The sequence below is a fragment of the Microbacterium sp. CR_7 genome, from assembly GCF_041954755.1.
In the GTDB taxonomy this organism is placed as follows: domain Bacteria; phylum Actinomycetota; class Actinomycetes; order Actinomycetales; family Microbacteriaceae; genus Microbacterium.
Window position 1 is genome coordinate 463,070 of sequence record NZ_JAVAYF010000004.1, and the last position, 19,435, is coordinate 482,504.

Genomic DNA, 19,435 nt, shown 5'->3' on the forward strand with positions numbered 1-19,435 from the left:
CTGGGCGGATGAGCAGGGTCGCACTGATCGACGATCACGAGTCCGTCCGTCTGGGACTCGAGGCGGCATGCGCGCGTGACGGCGCGGGAACCGTGGTGTTCTCCGGCAGCACCGTCGGCGCGTACCTCGACTGGCGCGCGGCGACCTCCGCCGCGCCCGCCGACGTGGTCGTGCTCGACCTGACGCTCGGCGACGGCACCACCGTGACCGAGAACGTGTCGTCGCTCGTCGCCGACGGCGCGAGCGTCGTGATCCACAGTGTCGCCGATCGTCCTGCTGCCGTCCGGGAGGCGCTCGTCGCCGGAGCCGCAGGCGTCGTGAGCAAGTCCTCCGCGCTCGACGACGTGCTCGAAGCCATCCGCACCGTCGCCCAGGGGGAGGCGCTGAACAACGTGGAGTGGGCGAGCGCCGTCGACGGCGACCGCGACTTCGCCGACGCGCAGCTGTCGACGCGCGAGCGCGAGGTGCTGCGGCTGTACGCCACGGGCCTGCCGCTCAAGGCTGTCGCCGAGCGCCTGGGCGTGGCGTACTCCACGGCGAAGGAGAACATCACGCGCATCCGCGTGAAGTACGTCGAGGTCGGTCGTCCTGCGCCCACCAAGGTCGATCTGCTCCGTCGAGCGATGGAGGACGGGATCGTCGCCGCCGACGGGACCTCGAGTGCCCACTGAGCCGCTCAGCATCCGCGAGGCCTGGAGCCAGATCCCCTCTCCCGGCAGTGTGGAGACCGAGTTCGAGCGCTTCACGGGGAAGCGCATGGAGCGCATCCTCGCGACCGTCGTGGCGATCGGCTCGTCGGCCCTCGGCGTTCAGGCGCTGTTCGCCGCCATCCCGACGACATCCTGGAGCGACGCGCCCCGCGTGATCACACTGCTCGCCGTCTATGTCCCGTTCGCGCTCATGCTGGTGGCGTGTGTGATCGGCCGCGGCGTGCGCGCGGCATCCGGGCTCTTCGCCGTCGTCTACGTGGTCGCGCTCGGCGCGTGGCCGAGTCTGGTCGGCGTCTCCGCCGGCTCAGCCACCCAGCCCTGGATCTTCTTCCTCGTCAACGTCGGAGTCGTCGCGGCGATGCTCGCGTTCCCGCTCTGGCTCCAGTTCGCGTGGGCCGTCGCGCTTCCTTTCGTGTACGGATACGTCCGGCTCGTCGAAGGCGGCTTCTCGCGCGACTTCTGGGTGACCACGGCCTTCGACGTCTCGTTCACCCTCATCCTCGGCATCGTGATCATCTCGCTCGGGTGGATGTTCCGATCGGTCGCCGCAGGTGTGGACGAGGCGAGAGCGAGGGCGGTGTCTTCGTATGCGGATGCCGCGGCCGCGGCAGCGGCGGAGGAGGAGCGCGTGGCCATGTCGGCGCTCATGCACGACAGCGTGCTGGCCGCTCTGATCGCCGTGGAGCGCGCCGAGGGCGAGCGAGCGCGCGAGCTCGCGGTCGGGATGGCGCGCGAGGCGCTCACCCGACTGGCGAACACCGAGGCCGCGGTCGCACAGGAGGGCAGTGACGATCCGGTCGCCACCGAACAGATCGTCGCGGAGCTGCGGCGCGCCCTCTCCGAACTCGGCGCCGACGCGATCGTCGAGCAGCGCGGCGGTCTCGGACTGCTTCCCGGCCGGGTCGCGCGGGCGCTCGTGCTCGCCGCGCGTCAGGCGCTGGGCAACTCCGTCACGCATGCGCACGGACGGGGCCTGCACATCCTGGTGGAGGGCCGCGGCGACGAGGGCATCACGGTGACGATCTCCGATACCGGACCCGGTTTCGACCTCGAGGCGATCGGCGCCGACCGTCTCGGCATCCGCGCCTCGATCCTCGCGCGCATGGCGGGCGTCGCCGGGACGGCCGACATCGAGTCATCGGACCTGGGCACCACGGTCACGCTCGGATGGGACCGCACGTGAACAGGACGGTGCGCAGCGTCGCGACCTCGCTGGCCGTCGGGTTCGCGATGTACTTCGTGGCGCGCGGCGTGTGGTGGATCGAGCAGCCGACCGCGCCGCTGCTCATGGTCGCCGCGATCGGGCTCTACCTCGTCGTCGTGTGCGCGGCGATTCTCTGGGATTCCGCGACATCGGTCCGAATGCCGCTGTGGACAGCGCTGCTCGCCCTCGTCGCGAGCGCGGTCATCCCCGTTCTCGTCACCCTCTCCCTCGCTCCGGCCACTCTCACCGCCCCGTTCGCCACCTGGTACATCGGAGCCCTCGGCCTGCTGGGCATCGTCTGCGTCGTACGGCGACGACTGGCGATCGGGTGGCTCGTCATCGTCGTGCTGATCGCCGCGTCGTCGGCAGCGCTCGGGTTCTTCGTCGCGCTGTCGCTCGGGCTCGTCGGCTCGGTGATGTGGGTGGCCGTGGCCCATCTGCTCGTCATGTTCTGGGATCGAGCCGTTCACGACACCGAGCGGCTCGCCGGTATCCAGCAGGCGGTCTCGGCCTGGCACGCCACGCAGCAGGTCCGGCAGAAGGAGCGGCGCCTGCGCACCCAGTTCGCGGTGGCCGTCGCCGGGCCGCTGCTGAGCCGAGCCGTCGCCACGCAGGGAGAACTCGACGCAGGAGAACGTCTGGAGGCGCGTCTCGCGGAAGGTCGGCTGCGTGACGAGCTCCGGGGGGCGGATCTGCTCAACGATGCTGTGCGGGACGCCATCGAGGAGGCGCGGCGCCGGGGTGCCGTGGTCACGGTGTTCGACGAGGGCGGTCTCGACGAACTGACCGAGGAGCGGCGAGGCGAGATCCGCGACGAGCTCGCCGACGTCCTGCGCGAGGCGCGCGCGGAGAGGTGGATCATCCGCGCGGCCAAGGACCCCAGGACGGCGGTGACGGTGGTCGGCAGGGCGAGCGCCGGCAGGGCCAGCGACGACGACGCCGTCGACGTGTGGCACGAGATCCCGCGCGAAAGTTCTCACTGAGTCGACCCGTCCCGCGCCTCGACTCCGACCGGGGGAGGTGATCGGAGGCGAGGGTGGAAGGAGAATGGGCGAGGGGCGGCGAATCCGCCAGCCCCTCGCCGTGCGGAACAGTTACCCGAAAACCGTCCGCCGATGACCGGTCTGCGTCTATCTACCCTGGGACAGAGAGACCAGCCGAACGCGAAGCGTCCCCCTCAGTCTCACGGTTCTTCGCGACGTTGTCTGTAGGTATTTTGGGGGACACGGAATCGGCCCGGATGCGAGAAGATGAGACATGCCGATGCGTCGGGGTACCAACCTGCCGCGGATGGGCGACTTCAATCAGTCCGTGATCCTCGAAGCCATCCGCCGCTCCGTCGAGGGGCTCAGCCGCATCGAGCTCGTCGAGGCGACGGGGCTGTCTGCCCAGACCGTGACCAACATCACGCGTCGGCTGCTCGACGACCGGCTGATCGCAGAGGCCGGCCGCACGATCAACGGACCGGGGAAGCCGCGGGTCACGCTGCGACTGGTTCCCGAGAGTCGTTTCGCTGTGGGCGTCCACCTCGACCCCGCGGTGATCACCGCCGTCCTCCTCGACATGTCCGGCGCGGTCAGGCGGCGTCGCTCTGTGCGAACCAGCGACATGGACCCGGGACGGATCGCGGAAACGATGGCGGACGCGGTGGACGCGGTCATCGCGGATTCCGGCGTCGACCGTCGACTCGTCTCGGGGGTGGGCGTCGCGGTGCCCGGTCCGCTCGACGCGGAGAGGGGCACCGTGATCGACCCGCCCAAGCTCCAGGGCTGGCACAGGGTCCCCCTGCGCGCCGTCGTCGCCGAGGAGTCGGGTCTGGAGGTGATGCTCGAGAAGGACACGGTCGCCGCGGCGGTGGGGGAGCAGTGGACCGGGCGATGGGCGGCAGACGGCTCGTTCCTCTTCGTCTACCTCGGCACGGGCATCGGTGCCTCATTGGTGCGGGACGGGGATGCGGTCAGAGGCAGTTCGCGGAACTTCGGCGAGATCGGGCATATCGTCGTCGACCCGGACGGGCCGAGGTGCGCATGCGGATTGCGCGGATGCGTCGATGTGGTCTGCACTCCCGAGGCGATCGTGGCAAGAGCCGAGCGCGATGGACTCTTCACGGATGCGGTGGCTCCCGGCGACCTCGGGGCGGTGGAAGAGCGGTTCACGCGACTGTGCGAGAGGGCATCGGAGGGCGAACCGGGGCCTGTCGCGGCGATCGAGACCGCCGCAGCGCATCTCGCGGTCCTCATCTCCGTGCTGACCGACGTCCTCGACGTGGATCGTGTCGTACTCGGAGGGCCCTCCTGGGCGAGCCTCTGCGACTTCTACCTGCGCCTGCTGCCCGAGATGGTCCACCGTCGCAGCGCGACTCGAGCGCTGAGATCGATTCCCATCGACGGCACGGTCGTCGGGGCGGACGTAGGAGCCGTGGGCGCCGCGTGCGTCGTTCTGGATGCTGTGCTGACTCCGCGGGCATCGGACCTGTATCTGAACGACTGAATCCCTCTTCACCCAAATTCCGAGGTATCGGCGGGAAAGACGGAATCGTAAGTCCAATCGATGTACTATCGATATCGGTGCGCCGACTGGGGTGAATCCGGAGGGGGTGAGTCCCTCGTGTGCAGGAGGACTCACTGCGCGGCCCGTGAGCTGGGGGGTTCACGGGCCCGCAGACTCCGTTCAGCCCGCGAAGCGCCCCCACGGGATGTCGCGTCGAAGCGGCTTGCGCAGCGATCGCTGCGTCCTCGTCCAGGCCGACAGGCGCGGCTCCTCCGCCACGGCCCCCGCCGACTCCTGCGCGTAGGCGTCACTGACCACCGCGATGAGAGCGGCGAGCTCCTCCTCCGTGGCGTTCCCGCGGGTGATCTCGATGGTCGGCGGCTGCTCGCCGGCCGCAGACGCGGCGTCGGATGGCGCGTTCACAGCGGGATGTTCCCGTGCTTCTTCGGCGGCAGCTCGGCGCGCTTGCCGCGCAGGGCGCGGAGCGCCTTCGCGATCGACACCCGCGTGTTCGCCGGTTCGATGATCCCGTCGATCTCGCCGCGCTCTGCGGCCAGGAACGGCGAGGTCACGCTGTAGGTGTACTCGTTCGCGAGGCGCGTGCGCACGGCGGCCACGTCCTCGCCGGCCTCCTCGGCCTTGCGGATCTCGTTGCGGTAGAGGATGTTCACGGCGCCCTGGCCGCCCATCACCGCGATCTCGGCCGTGGGCCACGCGAGGTTGACGTCGGCGCCGAGCTGCTTCGAACCCATGACGATGTACGCGCCGCCGTAGGCCTTTCGCAGGATGACCGTGACCATCGGGACCGTGGCCTCGGCGTACGCGTAGATGAGCTTCGCGCCGCGGCGGATCACGCCGGTCCACTCCTGGTCGGTGCCCGGCAGGTAGCCGGGAACGTCGACGAGCGTCACGATCGGGATGGAGAACGCGTCGCAGAAGCGCACGAAGCGGCTCGCCTTCTCGCCGGCCTCGATGTTCAGCGTGCCGGCCATCTGCGACGGCTGGTTCGCGATGATGCCCACCGATCGTCCCTCGACGCGACCGAAGCCGATCACGATGTTCGGAGCGAACAGCGGCTGCACCTCGATGAAGTCGCCGGCGTCGACCACGTGCTCGATGACAGAGTGGATGTCGTACGGCTGATTGGGGGAGTCGGGGATGATCGTGTTCAGCGAGCGGTCGGCATCCGTGGTCTCCCACTCGAAGCCGCTCTCGTAGCCGGGGATCTCGGCCATGTTGTTGTCCGGCAGGAAGCTGAGCAGCGTCCGCGCGTAGTCGAGCGCGTCGTCCTCGTCCTGCGCGAGGTAGTGCGCGACGCCGGAGCGGGTGTTGTGGGTCAGCGCGCCGCCGAGCTCCTCCATGCCGACGTCCTCGCCGGTGACCGTCTTGATGACGTCGGGACCGGTCACGAACATCTGGCTCGTCTTGTCGACCATGATCACGAAGTCGGTGAGCGCCGGGCCGTACACGGCACCGCCGGCGGCCGGGCCCATGATGATCGAGATCTGCGGGATGACGCCGGACGAACGGGTGTTCAGACGGAAGATCTCGCCGTACTTGCTGAGGGCGAGCACCCCTTCCTGAATGCGTGCGCCGCCCGAGTCCAGGATGCCGATGATCGGCATGCCGTTGGTGAGCGCGAACTCCATGATCTTGATGATCTTGTCGCCGGACACCTCGCCGAGGGACCCGCCGAAGGTTGTGAAGTCCTGCGAATAGACGGCGACCGTGCGGCCGTGGATCGTGCCGACGCCGGTGACGACCGAGTCGCCGTATGGCCGGTTCCGGTCCATGCCGAACGCCGTGGTGCGGTGGCGCACGTACTCGTCGAACTCGACGAAGCTGCCAGGGTCGACGAGCAGCTCGATGCGCTCGCGGGCGGTCATCTTGCCCTTGGCGTGCTGCTTCTCCTGCGCGACCTTCTCGGCGTCGACAACGGCTTCGTTGTAGCGAGCGCGGAGGTCTGCGAGTCTGCCGGCGGTGGTCGAGAGTTCGGGCTGTTCCGTCACGGATTCCACCTTATCGTCGGGTCGTCGCGCCCCGTTGGATGCTCGCCACAACGGGACGTTCGATCCTTTGGCGATCAGGCTGTAGTGGCCGTAGCCCGATCGCAGCCGCACCCTGCGTCAATGCGATGACGACGGGGCGTCGGGAAGTTCGTGTCCGCCGCGCGACTCGATGCCCTCAGATGTGCCGTCGCTTCGCCCGCGGCGCGTCGTCAACTCACCGAGGCGGCGTCCGGCCCAGCCGACGCCGCGCGCGGCCGTGCCGGCCGCGCCCGCGACGGCGCTGCCCACGTACTGCGCGCCGTGCAGCATCCGGAACTCCAGCTTCTCCGCTCCGGGGACGGGCTCGAGCTCGGCCGGGAGGTCGACGGGTGCGGCGCCGAAGGCGCGACGCGAGGTCGTGAGCACTCGGCGGCCCAGAATGTGGTTGCCGGCTCCGCCGACGGCGGCGCCGACGCCGAAGGGCAGCGCCTTGCCGACGAACGACGCGCCGCCCTTCGCCGCGAACTGTCGCACGAACGCGCTCTTGAGTCGGTCCGCGAGCGGACCCACTGCCGCTCGCGGCAGCGACTTCGTCACGAGCTCGCCCCAGTAGGACGAGCGGGAACCTCCCCGTCCGGCGGCCTGACCCGCGAGATGGCTGACGAGATCGACGCCCTCCTTGCCGAGCATCAGCGTCATCACCAGCGCTCGCGCCCGGTCGGGGTTGGAAACGGGGATGCCGTGGACCTCGGCGACGGACTGCGCGAACAGAGCCGTGGACTCGACGAAGCCGACCGTCTCCACGCCGGAGAGGGCGAGCGTGATGCCGGTGCCGATCCCGGGCACGACCGCTGTCGCACCAACGGCCGCGCCTCCCGCGGTGACCGCGGCGAGGTAGCGACGCTCGAGGATGCGGACGATCTCCGCGGGGCTCGCCTGCGGGTTGCGCAGTCGGATGCTGCGGATGTGGGCGAGGACCAGCGGACGCTGGATGGCGAGCACCCGGTCGAGACCGCGCACCATGAGCGGATGCTCGGTCGAGCCGACCGGCGGCACCCCCTTGTCCCAGGGGGAGTCGTCAGGCAGGGAGTGGATCTTGTGCACCTTCGGAGCCATGTGCCGATCATAGGAATGTCGGCCGCGAAAAACCCGAAAGCCCGGCTCCCTTGACGGGGCCGGGCTTTCGTGCAGAGATCGCGCGTGATCAGACGAAGAGGTTCGCGCGCTCCAGGTCTTCCGCGAAGTCGATCTCGACCGCGTAGAGGTCGGAGACGTCCATCGGCTCGAGCAGGAGGCCGTTCTCGGCGATCGCCAACTCGAGGCCCCGCTCGAAGTAGTCCTGGTCCTCGACCCGCTGCAGCTGGCGCATGAACGCCTTCTTGTCGGCGGACGAGATGTAGTTGATACCCACGGCCTCGCCGAGTCCGCCCTTGACCGTCTTCGAGAGCTCCTTGATGAAGCCCTCCGAGGTCACGGTGTACTTGACCTCCTCGTCGCTCACCTTCGAGGTGTTCACGGTCACGAACGACTGGTCGCGCTCGATGTACGCGGCAGCGCGGCCGAGGATCATCGGGTCGAACACGACGTCGCCGTTCATCCAGAGGACGCCTGCCTTGCCGGTCGCGCCGAGCGCGCGGAGCAGGCTCTTGGAGGTGTTGGTCTCGTCGTAGCGCTCGTTGTGCACGTAGTTGACGTTCGGGAACGCCTCGATGATGGTCTCGGCGCGATAGCCGACGACGGTGGTGATGCGGGCGTCGGTGCCGAAAGCGGCGCGGATGTTGTCGTGCTGCTGACGCATGATCGTGCGGCCGTCGCTCAGTTCGGTGAGCGGCTTGGGCAGCGCGCGACCGAGGCGCGAGCCCATGCCTGCGGCGAGGATGACGGTCTGAAGAGTCACGAGTGCTCCTAAAGGATTGGTGTTCACGGCCGGTTCACCGACCGGACACTTCGTCGTGCCGGATGTCATGCTAGCGATACAGCCTGGGAAGGCCCGGCGTCGGGCGCCCCTGTTGCCGTTTCGTGACCCACTACACACCGGACGCTCAGATTCGTCCAGAGGCTTGCGCGACGGCGTTTCGTCTGATCCGCCGGGCAATGTTGCGGTCGGCCGTGGGAAATGTCGTGCCCGTTGATACCGTAGAACGGTGACTGCTTCCCCCGACGACCGCACCGATCAGGTGGCTGACTCCGCGAGCTCGTCTGAGAAGAAGACGTCCGCCCGCAAGACTCCCGCGAAGAAGACGCCGGCGCGTCGCACGCCGAAGCGGTCGGCGGACGAGAACGCCGCTCCGACCGTCGAGGTGGTCGCCGAACCCGTCGCGCGCCCGACCGCGGGTAACGCATCGGCGAAGCCGGGTTCCGTGGCCGCAGCCCGCGCGGCAGCGGCCAAGAACTCGGCCAAGACCGGCACGGCGGCGAAGGCGGGTGCAGCGAAGAGAACGGCGGCATCCACGAGCTCTGCGCGCACAACGCCGGCGGCGAAGGCGTCCCCGGCGAAGAGCGCGACCGCGCGGACGCCGAAGACCGCCGCGTCCGGCGCCCCGAAGACCGCAGCCGCGAAGTCCGCGGCGGAGAAGAGCGCAGCAGCGAAGACCGCTGCCCGGACGACCGCCGCTCGGACGGCGGCGGCGAGATCGGCGGCCGCGAAGAAGGCGGCGGCGACCAGGGCAGCCAACGCGGCGGCGGCGAAGGCCGCTGCGGAGGCGGCGGAAGCCGAGCGAAAGGCTGCGGAGACAGCCGAGAGAGAGCAGACGACCGCACCCGCCCAGACCGAGGTCGTGTCGGCGTCGGGGCAGGCGCCGGCTCAGACCTCCACCTCGGAGCCCGCACGCGAGACGACCTCCGTCTCCGAAGTCACGCCCGAGATCGCGACGGAAGTGCCGGTCGAGTCCGACGTGCCGGTCGAGTCGGGCGACCCCGTCGAGCCGGAGGCGCCGGTCGCGGCGGAAGAATCGGTGGACACGGAAGCCCCGGTCGAGTCGGACGCCGCTTCCGAGCCGCAGCCCGTCGTCGCGGTCGAGACGGCCGAGGGCGACGCCGTTCAGACGACCGACGCTGCGGTGTCGGATGTCGAGGCTCCCGCCGCGGCGGCGGCCACATCCGTCGAGACGGTCGACGCGGCATCCGACCCTGAGGCGCAGTCGACCAGTCCGCAGGAGCGCGCGGCCGGAGAGCCGGCGGCCGAACCGGGCAGCGAGGCGATCCGCATCCGAGGACTCGTCAAGAACTTCGGCGACCACACGGCGGTGAACGGCATCGACCTCACCGTCCCGGCGGGATCGTTCTACGGCATCGTCGGCCCCAACGGCGCGGGCAAGACCACGACCCTGTCGATCGTGGCGGGTCTGCTCCGCTCCGACGCCGGCAGCGTCGTCATCTGCGGCATCGACCAGGCGGCCAAGCCGCAGGCTGCGAAGCGCATGATGGGCGTGCTTCCCGACAGGCTCCGCACGTTCGACCGGCTCACCGGGCGGCAGCTGCTCTATTACTACGGACTGCTGCGCGGGCTGGCATCCGACGTGATCGAGAAGCGTGTCGGAGATCTCGCCAGGGCCTTCGACCTGAGCGATGCGCTCGGCCGCGTCGTCTCGGATTACTCGGCCGGCATGACGAAGAAGATCATGCTCGCCGGAGCGATGATCCACTCGCCCCGAGTGCTGGTGCTCGACGAGCCATTCGAAGCCGTGGATCCGGTGTCGTCCGCAGTGATCCTCGACATCCTGCGCGCATACGTCGCGCACGGGGGCACGGTCATCCTCTCCAGCCACGGCATGGACCTCGTCGAGCGGGTGTGCTCGCGCGTGGCGATCATCGTCGGCGGCGACGTGCTGGCCGAGGGAACGATCGACGAGGTGCGCGCAGGGCAGACGCTCGAAGCGCGCTTCGTCGAGCTCTCCGGCGGCATCGGCGAGGTGGAGGGGCTCGAGTGGCTGCACACGTTCTCCGACTGAGGGCGGCGCTTCTCATCGGCTCGCTCCGCGGCGACCGACGGGTGCGCACCGTGCTGATGTTCATCGTCGTCGTGGCTCTCACCGTCGTGGTGTGCTCGGCGATCCTGAGCCTCGACGACGCACCCGTCCAGGTCGCGCGCACCGTGACCGTGCTCGGCAGCGGAGCGCTGTTCCTCGGATTCCTCGTCGGTCCGCTGCTCGTCGGGGCCACCGACCAACTCGACCCGCGTCGGTTCGCCGTCTTCGGCGTCGACGAGAGGCAGATGCCGTGGATCCTCGCGCTCGCCTCGCTCGTGAGCGTGCCGAGCCTCGCGGTCCTGGCGGTGCACGCCAGCGTGTGCATCGTGGCCATCCGCCTGGGAGCGCCGTGGCCGGCGGCGGTGCTGATGAGCATCCTCGCCGTCCTCTCGACCGTCCTCGTCGCCCGTATCGGGATGGCCCTCAACGCCCTCATCCTCCCGGAGCGCCGTTCCCGCGAGCTCACCGCCCTCTTCGCACTGGCCGTGCTGGTCGTCGCATTCCCGGTCGCCGTGTTCCTCGCGTCGCTGAACTGGGAGGGGCAGGTTCCCGCGTCCGTCGCGAACGTCGCGGCGGTCGTCGGTCTCACGCCGATCGCCGCCGCCCCGCGGTTCCTCTTCGCGGCGGCAGCGGGTGACACGTCGAGCGCCTGGGCCAGCGGGCTCATCGCCGTGACGACGGCCGCGGTGCTCTGGATCCTCTGGACGTGGCTCGTCCGCAGACTGCTCACCACCACCGAGCGCCCCGCGGCATCCCGCGAGCGCACCGGGCTGGGCTGGTTCGGTCTCCTGCCGTCCAACGCCTTCGGCGCCATCGCCGCGCGCAGTCTCGTGTACTGGCTGCGCGACCGCCGCTACATCATGAACGTGATCGTCGTGCCGATCGCGGGCGTCCTCACCGTGCTCCCGCTGCTCGTCGCCGGTGTGCCCCTCGAGATCGCAGCGCTGTTCCCGGTGCCGGTGATGGCGCTGTTCTTCGGCTGGCTGCCGCACAACGACGTCGCCTACGACTCCACGGCACTGTGGACGCACGTGGCCAGCGGCGTCCGCGGGGCGCCCGACCGGCTCGGGCGCCTGGTCCCCGTCGTGCTCGTCGCGCTTCCGGTGCTCGCGATCGCGGTGCCGCTCACCCTCCTCTGGATCGACGACTGGCGGCTCCTGCTCCCGCTCGTCGGCCTCGGAGCGAGCCTGCTGCTCGCCGGTCTGGGGCTCTCGAGCATCGTCTCCGCCGTCGCACCGTACGCGGTGTCGCGCCCGGGCGACAGCCCGTTCCAGCAGCCGCAACGCGCGGCCTCTCGAGGGATCTTCGGTCCGGCGGCGGCGTTCCTCGGGGCGATCGTCGTCAGCGCTCCGACCGTGTGGCTGTTCGTCCTGACCGTCTTCGAAGGCTCGGAGTACGCGCCGGCGACGTTCTGGACGGGGCTCGGCACCGGCATCGCGGTGCTCGCGATCGGTGTGACGGTGGGCGGTCTGATGTTCGAGCGCGGCGGCGAGCGGCTGATGGAGTTCGTCGAGACCGCATGACCCCCGCCCGACACCGTGCGTGCGCGGCTAGAATCTCGTCATGAGTACTCCGCTGGACAGCCCCGATCAGGGCGGCGTGGCAACGCTTGATCGCGAACTGGAAGAGCTCCTCCGGGAGGAGAATCTCGAACCGGGGGACCACGAGCGCTTCTCGCACTACGTGAAGAAGGACAAGATCCTCGAGTCCGCGATCACCGGCAAGCCGGTGCGCGCTCTGTGCGGCAAGAAGTGGACGCCGGGACGCGATCCCGAGAAGTTCCCGATCTGCCCCACGTGCAAGGAGATCTACGAGTCGATGGTCGGCTGACCGACCCGATCACTCGGCGTCGACGAAGACCGTCGGGATCGCCGGATCCGACTTGCTGAGCGCGAGCGCGCGCACGGGAAGCTCCTCGCGTACGCGCAGATGGTGCTGCCTCGCGGTCGCCGTACCGGCCGCACCCTCGAACGAGCGGTCGATCTCGCCGTGGTCGACGAACGTCGTCTGCAGGGCGCGACCGTCGGGGTGCTCCGCCGCGGTGCCGAGCTCCTCGAATCCGTCCGACACGACGACTGTCTCGGCGGTGGCCACACCGTCGGACAGCGTGCGGAACGCGGCCTTGCGCCCGCCGTGAGACGCCTTGTCGGTGGAGGCCTTCGCGACGCCGACCCACGACCCGTCAGCATCCTGTCGTGCCACCAGCTTGTAGACCATGCTCGCGGTGGGGTACCCCGATCCGGTGACCACCGAGGTGCCGACGCCGTAGGCGTCGACGGGGGAGGCGGCGAGGGCGGCGATGGCGTACTCGTCGAGGTCGCTCGTGACCGTGATGCGGGTGCTCGTGGCGCCGAGCTCGTCGAGCTGCGCACGTACCTCCGCGGCCACGATCGGCAGATCGCCGGAGTCGATGCGCACTCCGCCCAATCCGGTGCCCGCCACGCGGATCGCCGTCTCGACGCCGGTGCGGATGTCGTAGGTGTCGACCAGCAGCGTGGTGCCGGTGCCGAGGCTCTCGATCTGAGACCGGAACGCATCCTCCTCGCTGTCGTGCAGCAGCGTCCAGGAGTGCGCCGCGGTGCCCATGGTGGGAATGCCCCACTGCCGCCCCGCCTCCAGGTTGCTGGTCGCGCCGAAGCCGGCGATGTACGCGGCCCTTGCGGCCGCGACGGCCGAGCGCTCCGCCGCTCGCCGCGATCCCATCTCGGCGAGCGGACGCTCTCCCGCGGCGATGCTCATCCGCGACGCGGCGGTCGCGACGGCGGAGTCGTGGTTGAGCACGCTCAGAGCGAGAGTCTCGAGCACCACGGCATCAGCGAAGCTGCCCTCGACGGTGAGGATGGGGGAGCCGGGGAAGTACAGCTCGCCCTCGCGGTAGCCGCGGATGCTGCCGGTGAAGCGGTACGACTCGAGGTACCTCAGCGAATCGGCATCCACCACCTGGTTGTCGCTCAGGAACCGCAGCTCCTCGTCGCCGAAGCGGAACTCGCGCAGGAGCGCCAGCAGTCGACCGGTGCCGGCCACGACCCCGAATCGGCGTCCGCCGGAGAGCCGCCGCGAGAACAGCTCGAAGACGCTGGGCCGGGCGGCCGTCCCGTCGCGGAGAGCGGCGGCGAGCATGGTGAGCTCGTATCGGTCGGTGAGCAGCGCCGTGGACGTCGTCATGCGCTCAGCTTAGTGACGGCGGGTTCGGCGAACGCCGCGTATGTCGGTGCGCCCGAGTAGGCTGGGGAGTCATGAACGACGCGCCGATCGGAATCTTCGACTCCGGTGTGGGCGGGCTCACGGTGGCCAGGGCCATCCGCGCCCAGCTGCCCCGCGAGTCGTTCGTCTACATCGGCGACTCGGCACACTCGCCGTACGGGCCGAAGCCCATCGCCGACGTGCGCCGCTACTCGCTCGAGGTGCTCGACACGCTCGTCGAGCAGGGCGTGAAGATGCTGGTGATCGCCTGCAACACGGCATCCGCCGCGATGCTGCGCGACGCCCGCGAGCGCTATGACGTGCCGGTGGTCGAGGTCATCGGTCCTGCGGTGCGCCGAGCCGTGTCGACGACGCGCAACGGCCGGGTCGGCGTGATCGGCACGGTCGGCACGATCGGCTCGCGCGCCTATCAGGACATGCTCGAGGTCAACGAGCGGTTGCAGGTCTTCACCGCGGCGTGCCCGCGGTTCGTGGAGTTCGTCGAGGCGGGCATCACCGGAACGCCCGAGGTGCTCGCCACCGCGGAGGAGTACCTCGCCCCGCTGCGGGATGCCGATGTCGACACCCTCGTGCTCGGATGCACGCACTACCCGTTCCTGCGCGGCGCGATCAGCTACGTGATGGGGGAGGGCGTGACGCTGGTGTCGAGCGACGACGAGACCGCCGGCGACGTGTACCGCCAGCTCGTCCGGGGGGACCTCCTCGCCCCCGCGGACGCGACCGCCTCGTACGTCTACGAGGCCACGGGCGCCTCGACCGCCGAGTTCACCGCTCTCGCCAACCGTCTGATGGGACGCGAGGTCCGCGACGTGCAGCTCGTGCAGACCGGCGTGATCACGCTCCCCGACGCCGTCCACTGACCTGACCGTACGACCCCCCCGTCCTCCGCCGCCCCCGCGTCCCCCATCGAAGGAACCCTCATGTCAGACACCGTCCGCGCCGACGGGCGCTCCACCGACCAGCTCCGCGAGGTCACGATCGAGCGCGGCTGGAGCGCTCATGCCGAGGGATCGGCACTCATCAGCTTCGGCGGAACCAAGGTGTTGTGCACCGCGTCGTTCACCAACGGCGTGCCGCGCTGGCTCACCGGCAAGGGCAAGGGCTGGGTCACGGCCGAGTACGCGATGCTGCCCCGCGCCACCAACAGCCGCAACGACCGCGAGAGCGTCAAGGGACGCATCGGCGGCCGCACACACGAGATCTCGCGTCTCATCGGGCGGGCGCTGCGCGCGGTCGTCGACACCAAGGCGCTCGGCGAGAACACGATCGTGATCGACTGCGACGTCCTGCAAGCCGACGGCGGCACGCGCACCGCCGCGATCACCGGTGCATATGTCGCTCTCGCCGACGCGATCGAGTGGGGCCGCGAGAAGAAGTTCATCGGCAAGAACTCCACCCCGCTGATCGACTCGGTCTCGGCCATCTCGGTCGGCATCATCGACGGCGAGCCGATGCTCGACCTCGCCTATGTGGAGGACGTGCGCGCCGAGACCGACATGAACGTCGTCGTCACCGGACGAGGTCTCTTCGTCGAGGTGCAGGGCACCGCCGAGGGTGCTCCGTTCGACAAGCGCGAGCTCGACGCGCTGCTCGACCTGGGCGTCGCCGGATGCAACGACCTGAAGGACGCCCAGCTGAGGGCGCTCGCAGGCTGATGCGGGTCGTCCTCGCCACGCACAACCGGCACAAGGTCGCGGAGTTCCAGCAGATCGTGTCGCTGACGCGGCCCGATCTCGAGATCGTCGCCTACGACGGCCCCGAGCCGGTCGAGGACGGTGTGACCTTCGCGGAGAACGCGCTCATCAAGGCTCGCGCGGCATCTGCGCACACGGGACTCGCGGCGCTGGCCGACGACTCCGGGATCTGCGTCGACGTGCTCGGCGGCTCACCGGGGGTCTTCTCCGCGTACTGGGCCGGACAGAAGAAGGATGCCGCGGCCAACCTCGAGCTCCTCCTCGACCAGCTGCACGACATCGCCGACCCGCACCGCTCGGCGCACTTCACCTCGACGATCGCCCTGGTGATCCCGGGTGGCGCCGAGCACGTCGTCGAGGGGATCTGGCCGGGGCGTCTCGCGCACGTGGCATCCGGAGCCGACGGGTTTGGCTACGACCCGATCTTCATCCCTGACGGGCAGCCGGCCGGCGAAGAGCGCTCGGTGGGGGAGTTCTCGGCCGAGGAGAAGCAGTCGCAGTCGCATCGGGCGCGGGCCTTCGCCGAACTCGTGCCCCTGCTCACCGCCCTCTAGTCGATCCGAAGGTAATCACTACGCTTGACGTACTTCATTCGTAGTGGTTACTGTCGTGAGCATGAGAGAGCTCACCTACTACATCGGCGTCACGCTGGACGGGTTCATCGCGGGGCCGGCTGACGAGGTCGACTTCTATCCCGTGACGGAGGGCTTCGCCGAGATGCTCGGCACCGAGCTGTCCGACATCCAGCCGGCGTTCGTGCGTGCCGGTCGAGGAGGAGCGGATGAACCGCTCACCCGCTTCGACACCGTGGTGATGGGTCGCCGCACGTACGAGCCGGCGCTCGCGCAGGGGGTCGTCGATCCCTACTCGCATCTGCGCACGATCGTGATGAGCACGACGCTCGACGATCCGCGGCACGACAACGTCGAGATCGTTCGGACCGACCCCGTGGCGCGAGCGCGCGAACTCAAGGCCGAGGACGGCCTCGGCATCTACCTGGCGGGCGGAGGCGGTCTGGCCGGCGTTCTCCTCGACGAGATCGACCGACTGATCGTCAAGAAGTACCCGGTGATCGCCGGTTCCGGCATCCCCATGGTCGACCACGGGTTCCGACCGACGTCCTTCGCGCTCGACCGTGTGCGCACGTTCGACAACGGCTGCGCGGTCATGGAGTACACGCGGACGCGCTGAGAAATGCCGACGGAGGCCTACTGAGAATCATCACCATTCCCGAGTAGCGGGATCCGCTCCGAGCGGGCGGATCCCGCGCTTAGCCTGGTCACATGCACGATCACGCGCCCGCCGCCGGCGGCATCCGCTCGGCCAGCCACCGCCGCCTTCTGGCGATCTCGCTGACCCTGACGGCGACGATCATGGTTGTGCAGGTCGTCGGCGCAATCCTCACGGGTTCGCTCGCACTGCTAGCCGATGCGGCGCACATGTTCACGGACGCGTCCGCCCTGGTGATCGCGCTCATCGCCGCAGCGGTCGCCGCCCGCCCCGCCGACGACCGGCGCACGTTCGGTTACCAGCGGGCCGAGGTGTTCGGCGCCCTCATCAACGCGATCATCCTCATCCTCCTCTCCGGCTGGGTGGGCATCGAGGCGATCGGCCGTCTCGTGCAGCCGGGTGAGACCGAGGTCGCCGGCGGCCTCATGCTCGTCGTCGCCGCGGTCGGCCTGATCGCCAATGCGATCTCGATGTGGCTGCTGAGCCGCGCTCAGCGCAGCAGCATCAACGTGCGCGGCGCGTACCTCGAGGTCATGGGCGACCTCATCGGCTCGGCCATGGTGATCGTCGCCGCCATCGTGATCGTCACGACCGGGTGGATGCCGGCCGACGCGATCGCCTCTCTGGCGATCGCCGTCATGATCATTCCGCGCGCGATCGCCCTGCTCCGAGAGGTGTTCTCCGTGCTGTCCGAGTCGGCGCCGAAGGGGACGACGGTCAGTGACATCCGCCAGCACCTGCTCGACTACGACGGCGTCGTGGGCGTGCATGACGTGCACGTGTGGCAGCTCACGAGAGGCGCGCCCGTGTTCAGCGCGCACGTGAGCGTCGAACCGGCTCTCCTCGCCGACGGCCGCTCCGCGCGGCTCCTCGCCGACATGCAGTCATGTCTCGCCGAGCATTTCGACGTCGAGCACTCGACCTTCCAGATCGAACCGGCGGAGCAGTCGGACTGCGAGCCGCACCACGCCTGAGCGCGTTCAGAACTCGATGACGACCTCGTCAGGACTCTTGTCGGGACGCAGTCCCCGCCACCGGGCATGCCGCAGCACGCCGTCGGGGGTCCAGTTCGCGAACTCGACCTCTCCGACCAGTTCTGCGCGTACCCACAGAGCATCCGACGCGTCCGGCGCCGGCACGCCGTCGAGCGGGGCGTCCGCCACCCGCAGCGGAGCGAGTCGCGCGAGCAGATCTCGCAGCATCCGGTCGGTGAATCCCGTGCCCACCCGACCGACGTAACGCAGGCGACCGCTATCCGGCACGGCGAGGAGCAGCGAGCCGAAGGTGCCCTCGCGGTCACCCTTCCCCGGCCGGATGCCGACGATCACCGCCTCCTGCATGCGGGTGTTCTTGAGCTTCAGCCACGCCGGTGATCGTTGTCCCGCGCGGTAGCGGGAACGCGGATCCTTCACGACGACCCCCTCCAGCCCGAACTCGTCGCTGGCGGCGAGAGCGGCGTCGACGTCGTCGAAGACGGGCGGCACCTGGATCGGGGCATCCAGGTCGGAGACGACGTCTTCCAGAAGAGTCCGCCGCTGTGACAGCGGCAAGGACGAGAGATCGTGCCCGTCGAGACGCAGCAGGTCGAACACCATGTACACGATGGGGGTGCGGACGACCTCCCGCTCGATCTCGCGCGGTCGGGTGAGGTGCATGCGATTCTGCAGCAGCGAGAAGCTGGGCCGGCCGTGCGAGTCGAACGCGACGATCTCACCGTCGAGGATGGCGTCGCCCACCGGCAGGAACGGGGCGCCGTCGGCCGTGAGCTCGGGATATCGGGCGGTGATGTCTATGCCGCTGCGGGCATGCAGCAGCATCCGACCGTCGGACCAGGTGCCGACCGCTCGAATGCCGTCCCATTTCACCTCGACCCAGGACGGATCGCTGAGACCGCGAGCGATCGCGGGCGTGCCGTTCTCGGCGAGCATGGGGGAGACGGATGCCGGCGTCGAGCCGCCCGGCGACGGGAGCGGCGCGGCGGCTATGCGGGGGCGATGTTCCTTCCGCGTCGGCGGCACAGGGGGCGGCGCCTCGGAGGTCGCCGTCACCGCATCCGTCCCTGGACGGAGCGACGCCAGCGGATCGCTGCCCGACGCAACGCGCTCGAGAACCTCTTCGAAGTCGAGCTGGCGCAGGTCGGGGTCGTCGAGCTCGTCCCAGGTGCGCGGGGCCGCGACCCAGGGCTGTGCGCGACCGCGCATCGAATATGGGGAGATCGTGGTCTTGCGACCGTTGTTCTGGCTCCAGTCGAGGAACACCTTGCCGCCGCGCGCGACCTTCGCCATGGTGCTGGTGGCGAGATCGGGGTGGTCGTTCTCGATGAGCCGAGCCACCTCCTTCACGACGGCGGAGATCTCGTCGCTCGTCTGCTGGCCGGGCAGGTTCGCGTAGAGGTGGATTCCCTTGCTGCCGCTCGTGACCGGCATCGGCTCGAGCCCGATACCGGTCAGGATGCCGCGGGCGATGCGCGCGACCTCCGCGCACTGCGCGAGCTCGACGCCGGGGCCCGGATCGAGATCGAGCACGAGGCGGTCAGGCCGCCCGGGGAGCCCATCGGGGGTGAACCGCCACTGCGGGACGTGCAGTTCGATGGCCGCCACCTGCGCGAGCCAGACCAGCGTCGGCACGTCGCGGACGAGCGGGTACTCCTTCGGCCCGTCGGAGTGCTCGATGGCCTGCCGCGGGATCCACGTCGGCGCGCCCGGCTCGAGCTGCTTGGTGAAGAAGGAATCCTCGGGGTTCCTGGCCGTGCCGACGCCCTCGACCCAGCGCTTCCTGGTGACGGGGCGGCCGTCGAGCAGGGGGAGCAGTTGCGGAGCGATCGCGGTGTAGTAGGCGATGATCTCGCCCTTGGTGGTGCCGGTCTCGGGGTAGACGACCTTGTCGAGGTTCGTGACGCGCAAGCGTCTGCCCTCGATCTGCACGTTCTGCGCCTCCGGAGCCATGA

Annotated in this window: 18 protein-coding genes; 12 read left to right on the plus strand and 6 right to left on the minus strand. The window is 69.5% G+C overall.

Translation table 11 applies throughout. The annotated features are described in order from the left end of the window. The first annotated feature begins 8 nt into the window (after positions 1 to 8). From RAC81_RS11355 to RAC81_RS11370, 4 genes are all read left to right on the plus strand, one after another. A complete protein-coding gene (locus RAC81_RS11355) occupies positions 9 to 671 on the plus strand; it encodes a response regulator (protein WP_375082436.1) in 663 nt (220 codons plus the stop codon). Then, on the plus strand, positions 661 to 1,893 hold the full coding sequence (locus tag RAC81_RS11360; RefSeq protein WP_375082437.1) for a sensor histidine kinase: 1,233 nt from the start codon (positions 661 to 663) through the stop codon (positions 1,891 to 1,893). The genes RAC81_RS11355 and RAC81_RS11360 overlap by 11 nt, the downstream gene beginning before the upstream one ends. After that, entirely contained in the window at positions 1,878 to 2,897 is a 1,020-nt protein-coding gene (locus tag RAC81_RS11365) for a hypothetical protein (RefSeq protein ID WP_375082438.1), read from the plus strand. Before RAC81_RS11360 ends, RAC81_RS11365 begins: the two co-directional genes overlap by 16 nt. A gap of 274 nt (positions 2,898 to 3,171) precedes the next feature. Beyond that, positions 3,172 to 4,404: an ROK family protein gene (locus RAC81_RS11370; protein WP_375082439.1), complete on the plus strand. Its 1,233-nt coding sequence runs from the start codon at positions 3,172 to 3,174 to the stop codon at positions 4,402 to 4,404. Positions 4,405 to 4,584: 180 nt separating this feature from the next. On the opposite strand, the gene RAC81_RS11375 is transcribed toward RAC81_RS11370, so the two are convergent. The 4 genes from RAC81_RS11375 to RAC81_RS11390 form a co-directional block, all read right to left on the minus strand. Next, positions 4,585 to 4,827 (minus strand): acyl-CoA carboxylase subunit epsilon, encoded by a 243-nt coding sequence (locus RAC81_RS11375; RefSeq protein ID WP_375082440.1) that lies wholly within the window; start codon positions 4,825 to 4,827, stop codon positions 4,585 to 4,587. Then, entirely contained in the window at positions 4,824 to 6,413 is a 1,590-nt protein-coding gene (locus RAC81_RS11380) for an acyl-CoA carboxylase subunit beta (RefSeq protein WP_375082441.1), read from the minus strand. Before RAC81_RS11380 ends, RAC81_RS11375 begins: the two co-directional genes overlap by 4 nt. A 117-nt stretch (positions 6,414 to 6,530) precedes the next feature. Continuing rightward, complete coding sequence (locus RAC81_RS11385) at positions 6,531 to 7,508, minus strand: hypothetical protein (RefSeq protein ID WP_375082442.1); 978 nt, start codon at positions 7,506 to 7,508, stop codon at positions 6,531 to 6,533. Positions 7,509 to 7,596: 88 nt separating this feature from the next. Then, on the minus strand, positions 7,597 to 8,289 hold the full coding sequence (locus tag RAC81_RS11390; protein WP_375082443.1) for an NTP transferase domain-containing protein: 693 nt from the start codon (positions 8,287 to 8,289) through the stop codon (positions 7,597 to 7,599). 247 nt (positions 8,290 to 8,536) lie between these two features. Here RAC81_RS11390 and RAC81_RS11395 point away from each other — a divergent pair, with 247 nt between their 5' ends. The 3 genes from RAC81_RS11395 to RAC81_RS11405 are packed head-to-tail and all read left to right on the plus strand — an operon-like array spanning position 8,537 to position 12,190. Then, on the plus strand, positions 8,537 to 10,342 hold the full coding sequence (locus tag RAC81_RS11395; protein WP_375082444.1) for an ATP-binding cassette domain-containing protein: 1,806 nt from the start codon (positions 8,537 to 8,539) through the stop codon (positions 10,340 to 10,342). Further along, positions 10,318 to 11,883, plus strand: a complete 1,566-nt coding sequence (locus tag RAC81_RS11400) for a hypothetical protein (protein ID WP_375082445.1) — start codon at positions 10,318 to 10,320, stop codon at positions 11,881 to 11,883. The genes RAC81_RS11395 and RAC81_RS11400 overlap by 25 nt, the downstream gene beginning before the upstream one ends. 40 nt (positions 11,884 to 11,923) lie before the next feature. After that, on the plus strand, positions 11,924 to 12,190 hold the full coding sequence (locus RAC81_RS11405; protein WP_028503536.1) for a DUF3039 domain-containing protein: 267 nt from the start codon (positions 11,924 to 11,926) through the stop codon (positions 12,188 to 12,190). A gap of 9 nt (positions 12,191 to 12,199) precedes the next feature. Here the strand turns inward: RAC81_RS11405 and RAC81_RS11410 are convergent, their stop codons facing one another. Beyond that, the gene (locus RAC81_RS11410) at positions 12,200 to 13,525 is read right to left on the minus strand and encodes a nicotinate phosphoribosyltransferase (RefSeq protein ID WP_375082446.1); all 1,326 of its coding nucleotides are present in this window, start codon (positions 13,523 to 13,525) and stop codon (positions 12,200 to 12,202) included. A gap of 71 nt (positions 13,526 to 13,596) precedes the next feature. Between RAC81_RS11410 and murI the strand changes: the two genes are divergently transcribed. From murI to RAC81_RS11435, 5 genes are all read left to right on the plus strand, one after another. Then, positions 13,597 to 14,424 (plus strand): glutamate racemase, encoded by an 828-nt coding sequence (gene murI / locus RAC81_RS11415; RefSeq protein ID WP_375082447.1) that lies wholly within the window; start codon positions 13,597 to 13,599, stop codon positions 14,422 to 14,424. Between the two features lie 60 nt (positions 14,425 to 14,484). Further along, the gene (gene rph / locus RAC81_RS11420) at positions 14,485 to 15,219 is read left to right on the plus strand and encodes a ribonuclease PH (protein ID WP_375082448.1); all 735 of its coding nucleotides are present in this window, start codon (positions 14,485 to 14,487) and stop codon (positions 15,217 to 15,219) included. After that, the gene (gene rdgB / locus RAC81_RS11425) at positions 15,219 to 15,812 is read left to right on the plus strand and encodes an RdgB/HAM1 family non-canonical purine NTP pyrophosphatase (protein WP_375082449.1); all 594 of its coding nucleotides are present in this window, start codon (positions 15,219 to 15,221) and stop codon (positions 15,810 to 15,812) included. Before rph ends, rdgB begins: the two co-directional genes overlap by 1 nt. A 61-nt stretch (positions 15,813 to 15,873) precedes the next feature. Next, a complete protein-coding gene (locus RAC81_RS11430) occupies positions 15,874 to 16,449 on the plus strand; it encodes a dihydrofolate reductase family protein (RefSeq protein WP_375082450.1) in 576 nt (191 codons plus the stop codon). A gap of 92 nt (positions 16,450 to 16,541) precedes the next feature. Then, complete coding sequence (locus RAC81_RS11435; protein WP_375082451.1) at positions 16,542 to 17,462, plus strand: cation diffusion facilitator family transporter; 921 nt, start codon at positions 16,542 to 16,544, stop codon at positions 17,460 to 17,462. A 6-nt stretch (positions 17,463 to 17,468) separates the two neighbouring features. On the opposite strand, the gene ligD is transcribed toward RAC81_RS11435, so the two are convergent. After that, the gene (gene ligD / locus RAC81_RS11440) at positions 17,469 to 19,433 is read right to left on the minus strand and encodes a non-homologous end-joining DNA ligase (RefSeq protein ID WP_375082452.1); all 1,965 of its coding nucleotides are present in this window, start codon (positions 19,431 to 19,433) and stop codon (positions 17,469 to 17,471) included. Positions 19,434 to 19,435 lie beyond the last annotated feature (2 nt).

Bases quoted from the DNA above. Each gene is read 5' to 3' on its own strand.
- RAC81_RS11355 (WP_375082436.1), top strand. From the start codon at position 9: ATGAGCAGGGTCGCACTGATCGACGATCACGAGTCCGTCCGTCTGGGA.
- RAC81_RS11365 (WP_375082438.1), top strand. From the start codon at position 1,878: ATGGGACCGCACGTGAACAGGACGGTGCGCAGCGTCGCGACCTCGCTG.
- RAC81_RS11370 (WP_375082439.1), top strand. From the start codon at position 3,172: ATGCCGATGCGTCGGGGTACCAACCTGCCGCGGATGGGCGACTTCAAT.
- RAC81_RS11385 (WP_375082442.1), bottom strand. From the start codon at position 7,508: ATGGCTCCGAAGGTGCACAAGATCCACTCCCTGCCTGACGACTCCCCC.
- RAC81_RS11405 (WP_028503536.1), top strand. From the start codon at position 11,924: ATGAGTACTCCGCTGGACAGCCCCGATCAGGGCGGCGTGGCAACGCTT.
- RAC81_RS11410 (WP_375082446.1), bottom strand. From the start codon at position 13,525: ATGACGACGTCCACGGCGCTGCTCACCGACCGATACGAGCTCACCATG.
- murI (WP_375082447.1), top strand. From the start codon at position 13,597: ATGAACGACGCGCCGATCGGAATCTTCGACTCCGGTGTGGGCGGGCTC.
- rph (WP_375082448.1), top strand. From the start codon at position 14,485: ATGTCAGACACCGTCCGCGCCGACGGGCGCTCCACCGACCAGCTCCGC.
- rdgB (WP_375082449.1), top strand. From the start codon at position 15,219: ATGCGGGTCGTCCTCGCCACGCACAACCGGCACAAGGTCGCGGAGTTC.
- RAC81_RS11430 (WP_375082450.1), top strand. From the start codon at position 15,874: ATGAGAGAGCTCACCTACTACATCGGCGTCACGCTGGACGGGTTCATC.
- RAC81_RS11435 (WP_375082451.1), top strand. From the start codon at position 16,542: ATGCACGATCACGCGCCCGCCGCCGGCGGCATCCGCTCGGCCAGCCAC.
- ligD (WP_375082452.1), bottom strand. From the start codon at position 19,433: ATGGCTCCGGAGGCGCAGAACGTGCAGATCGAGGGCAGACGCTTGCGC.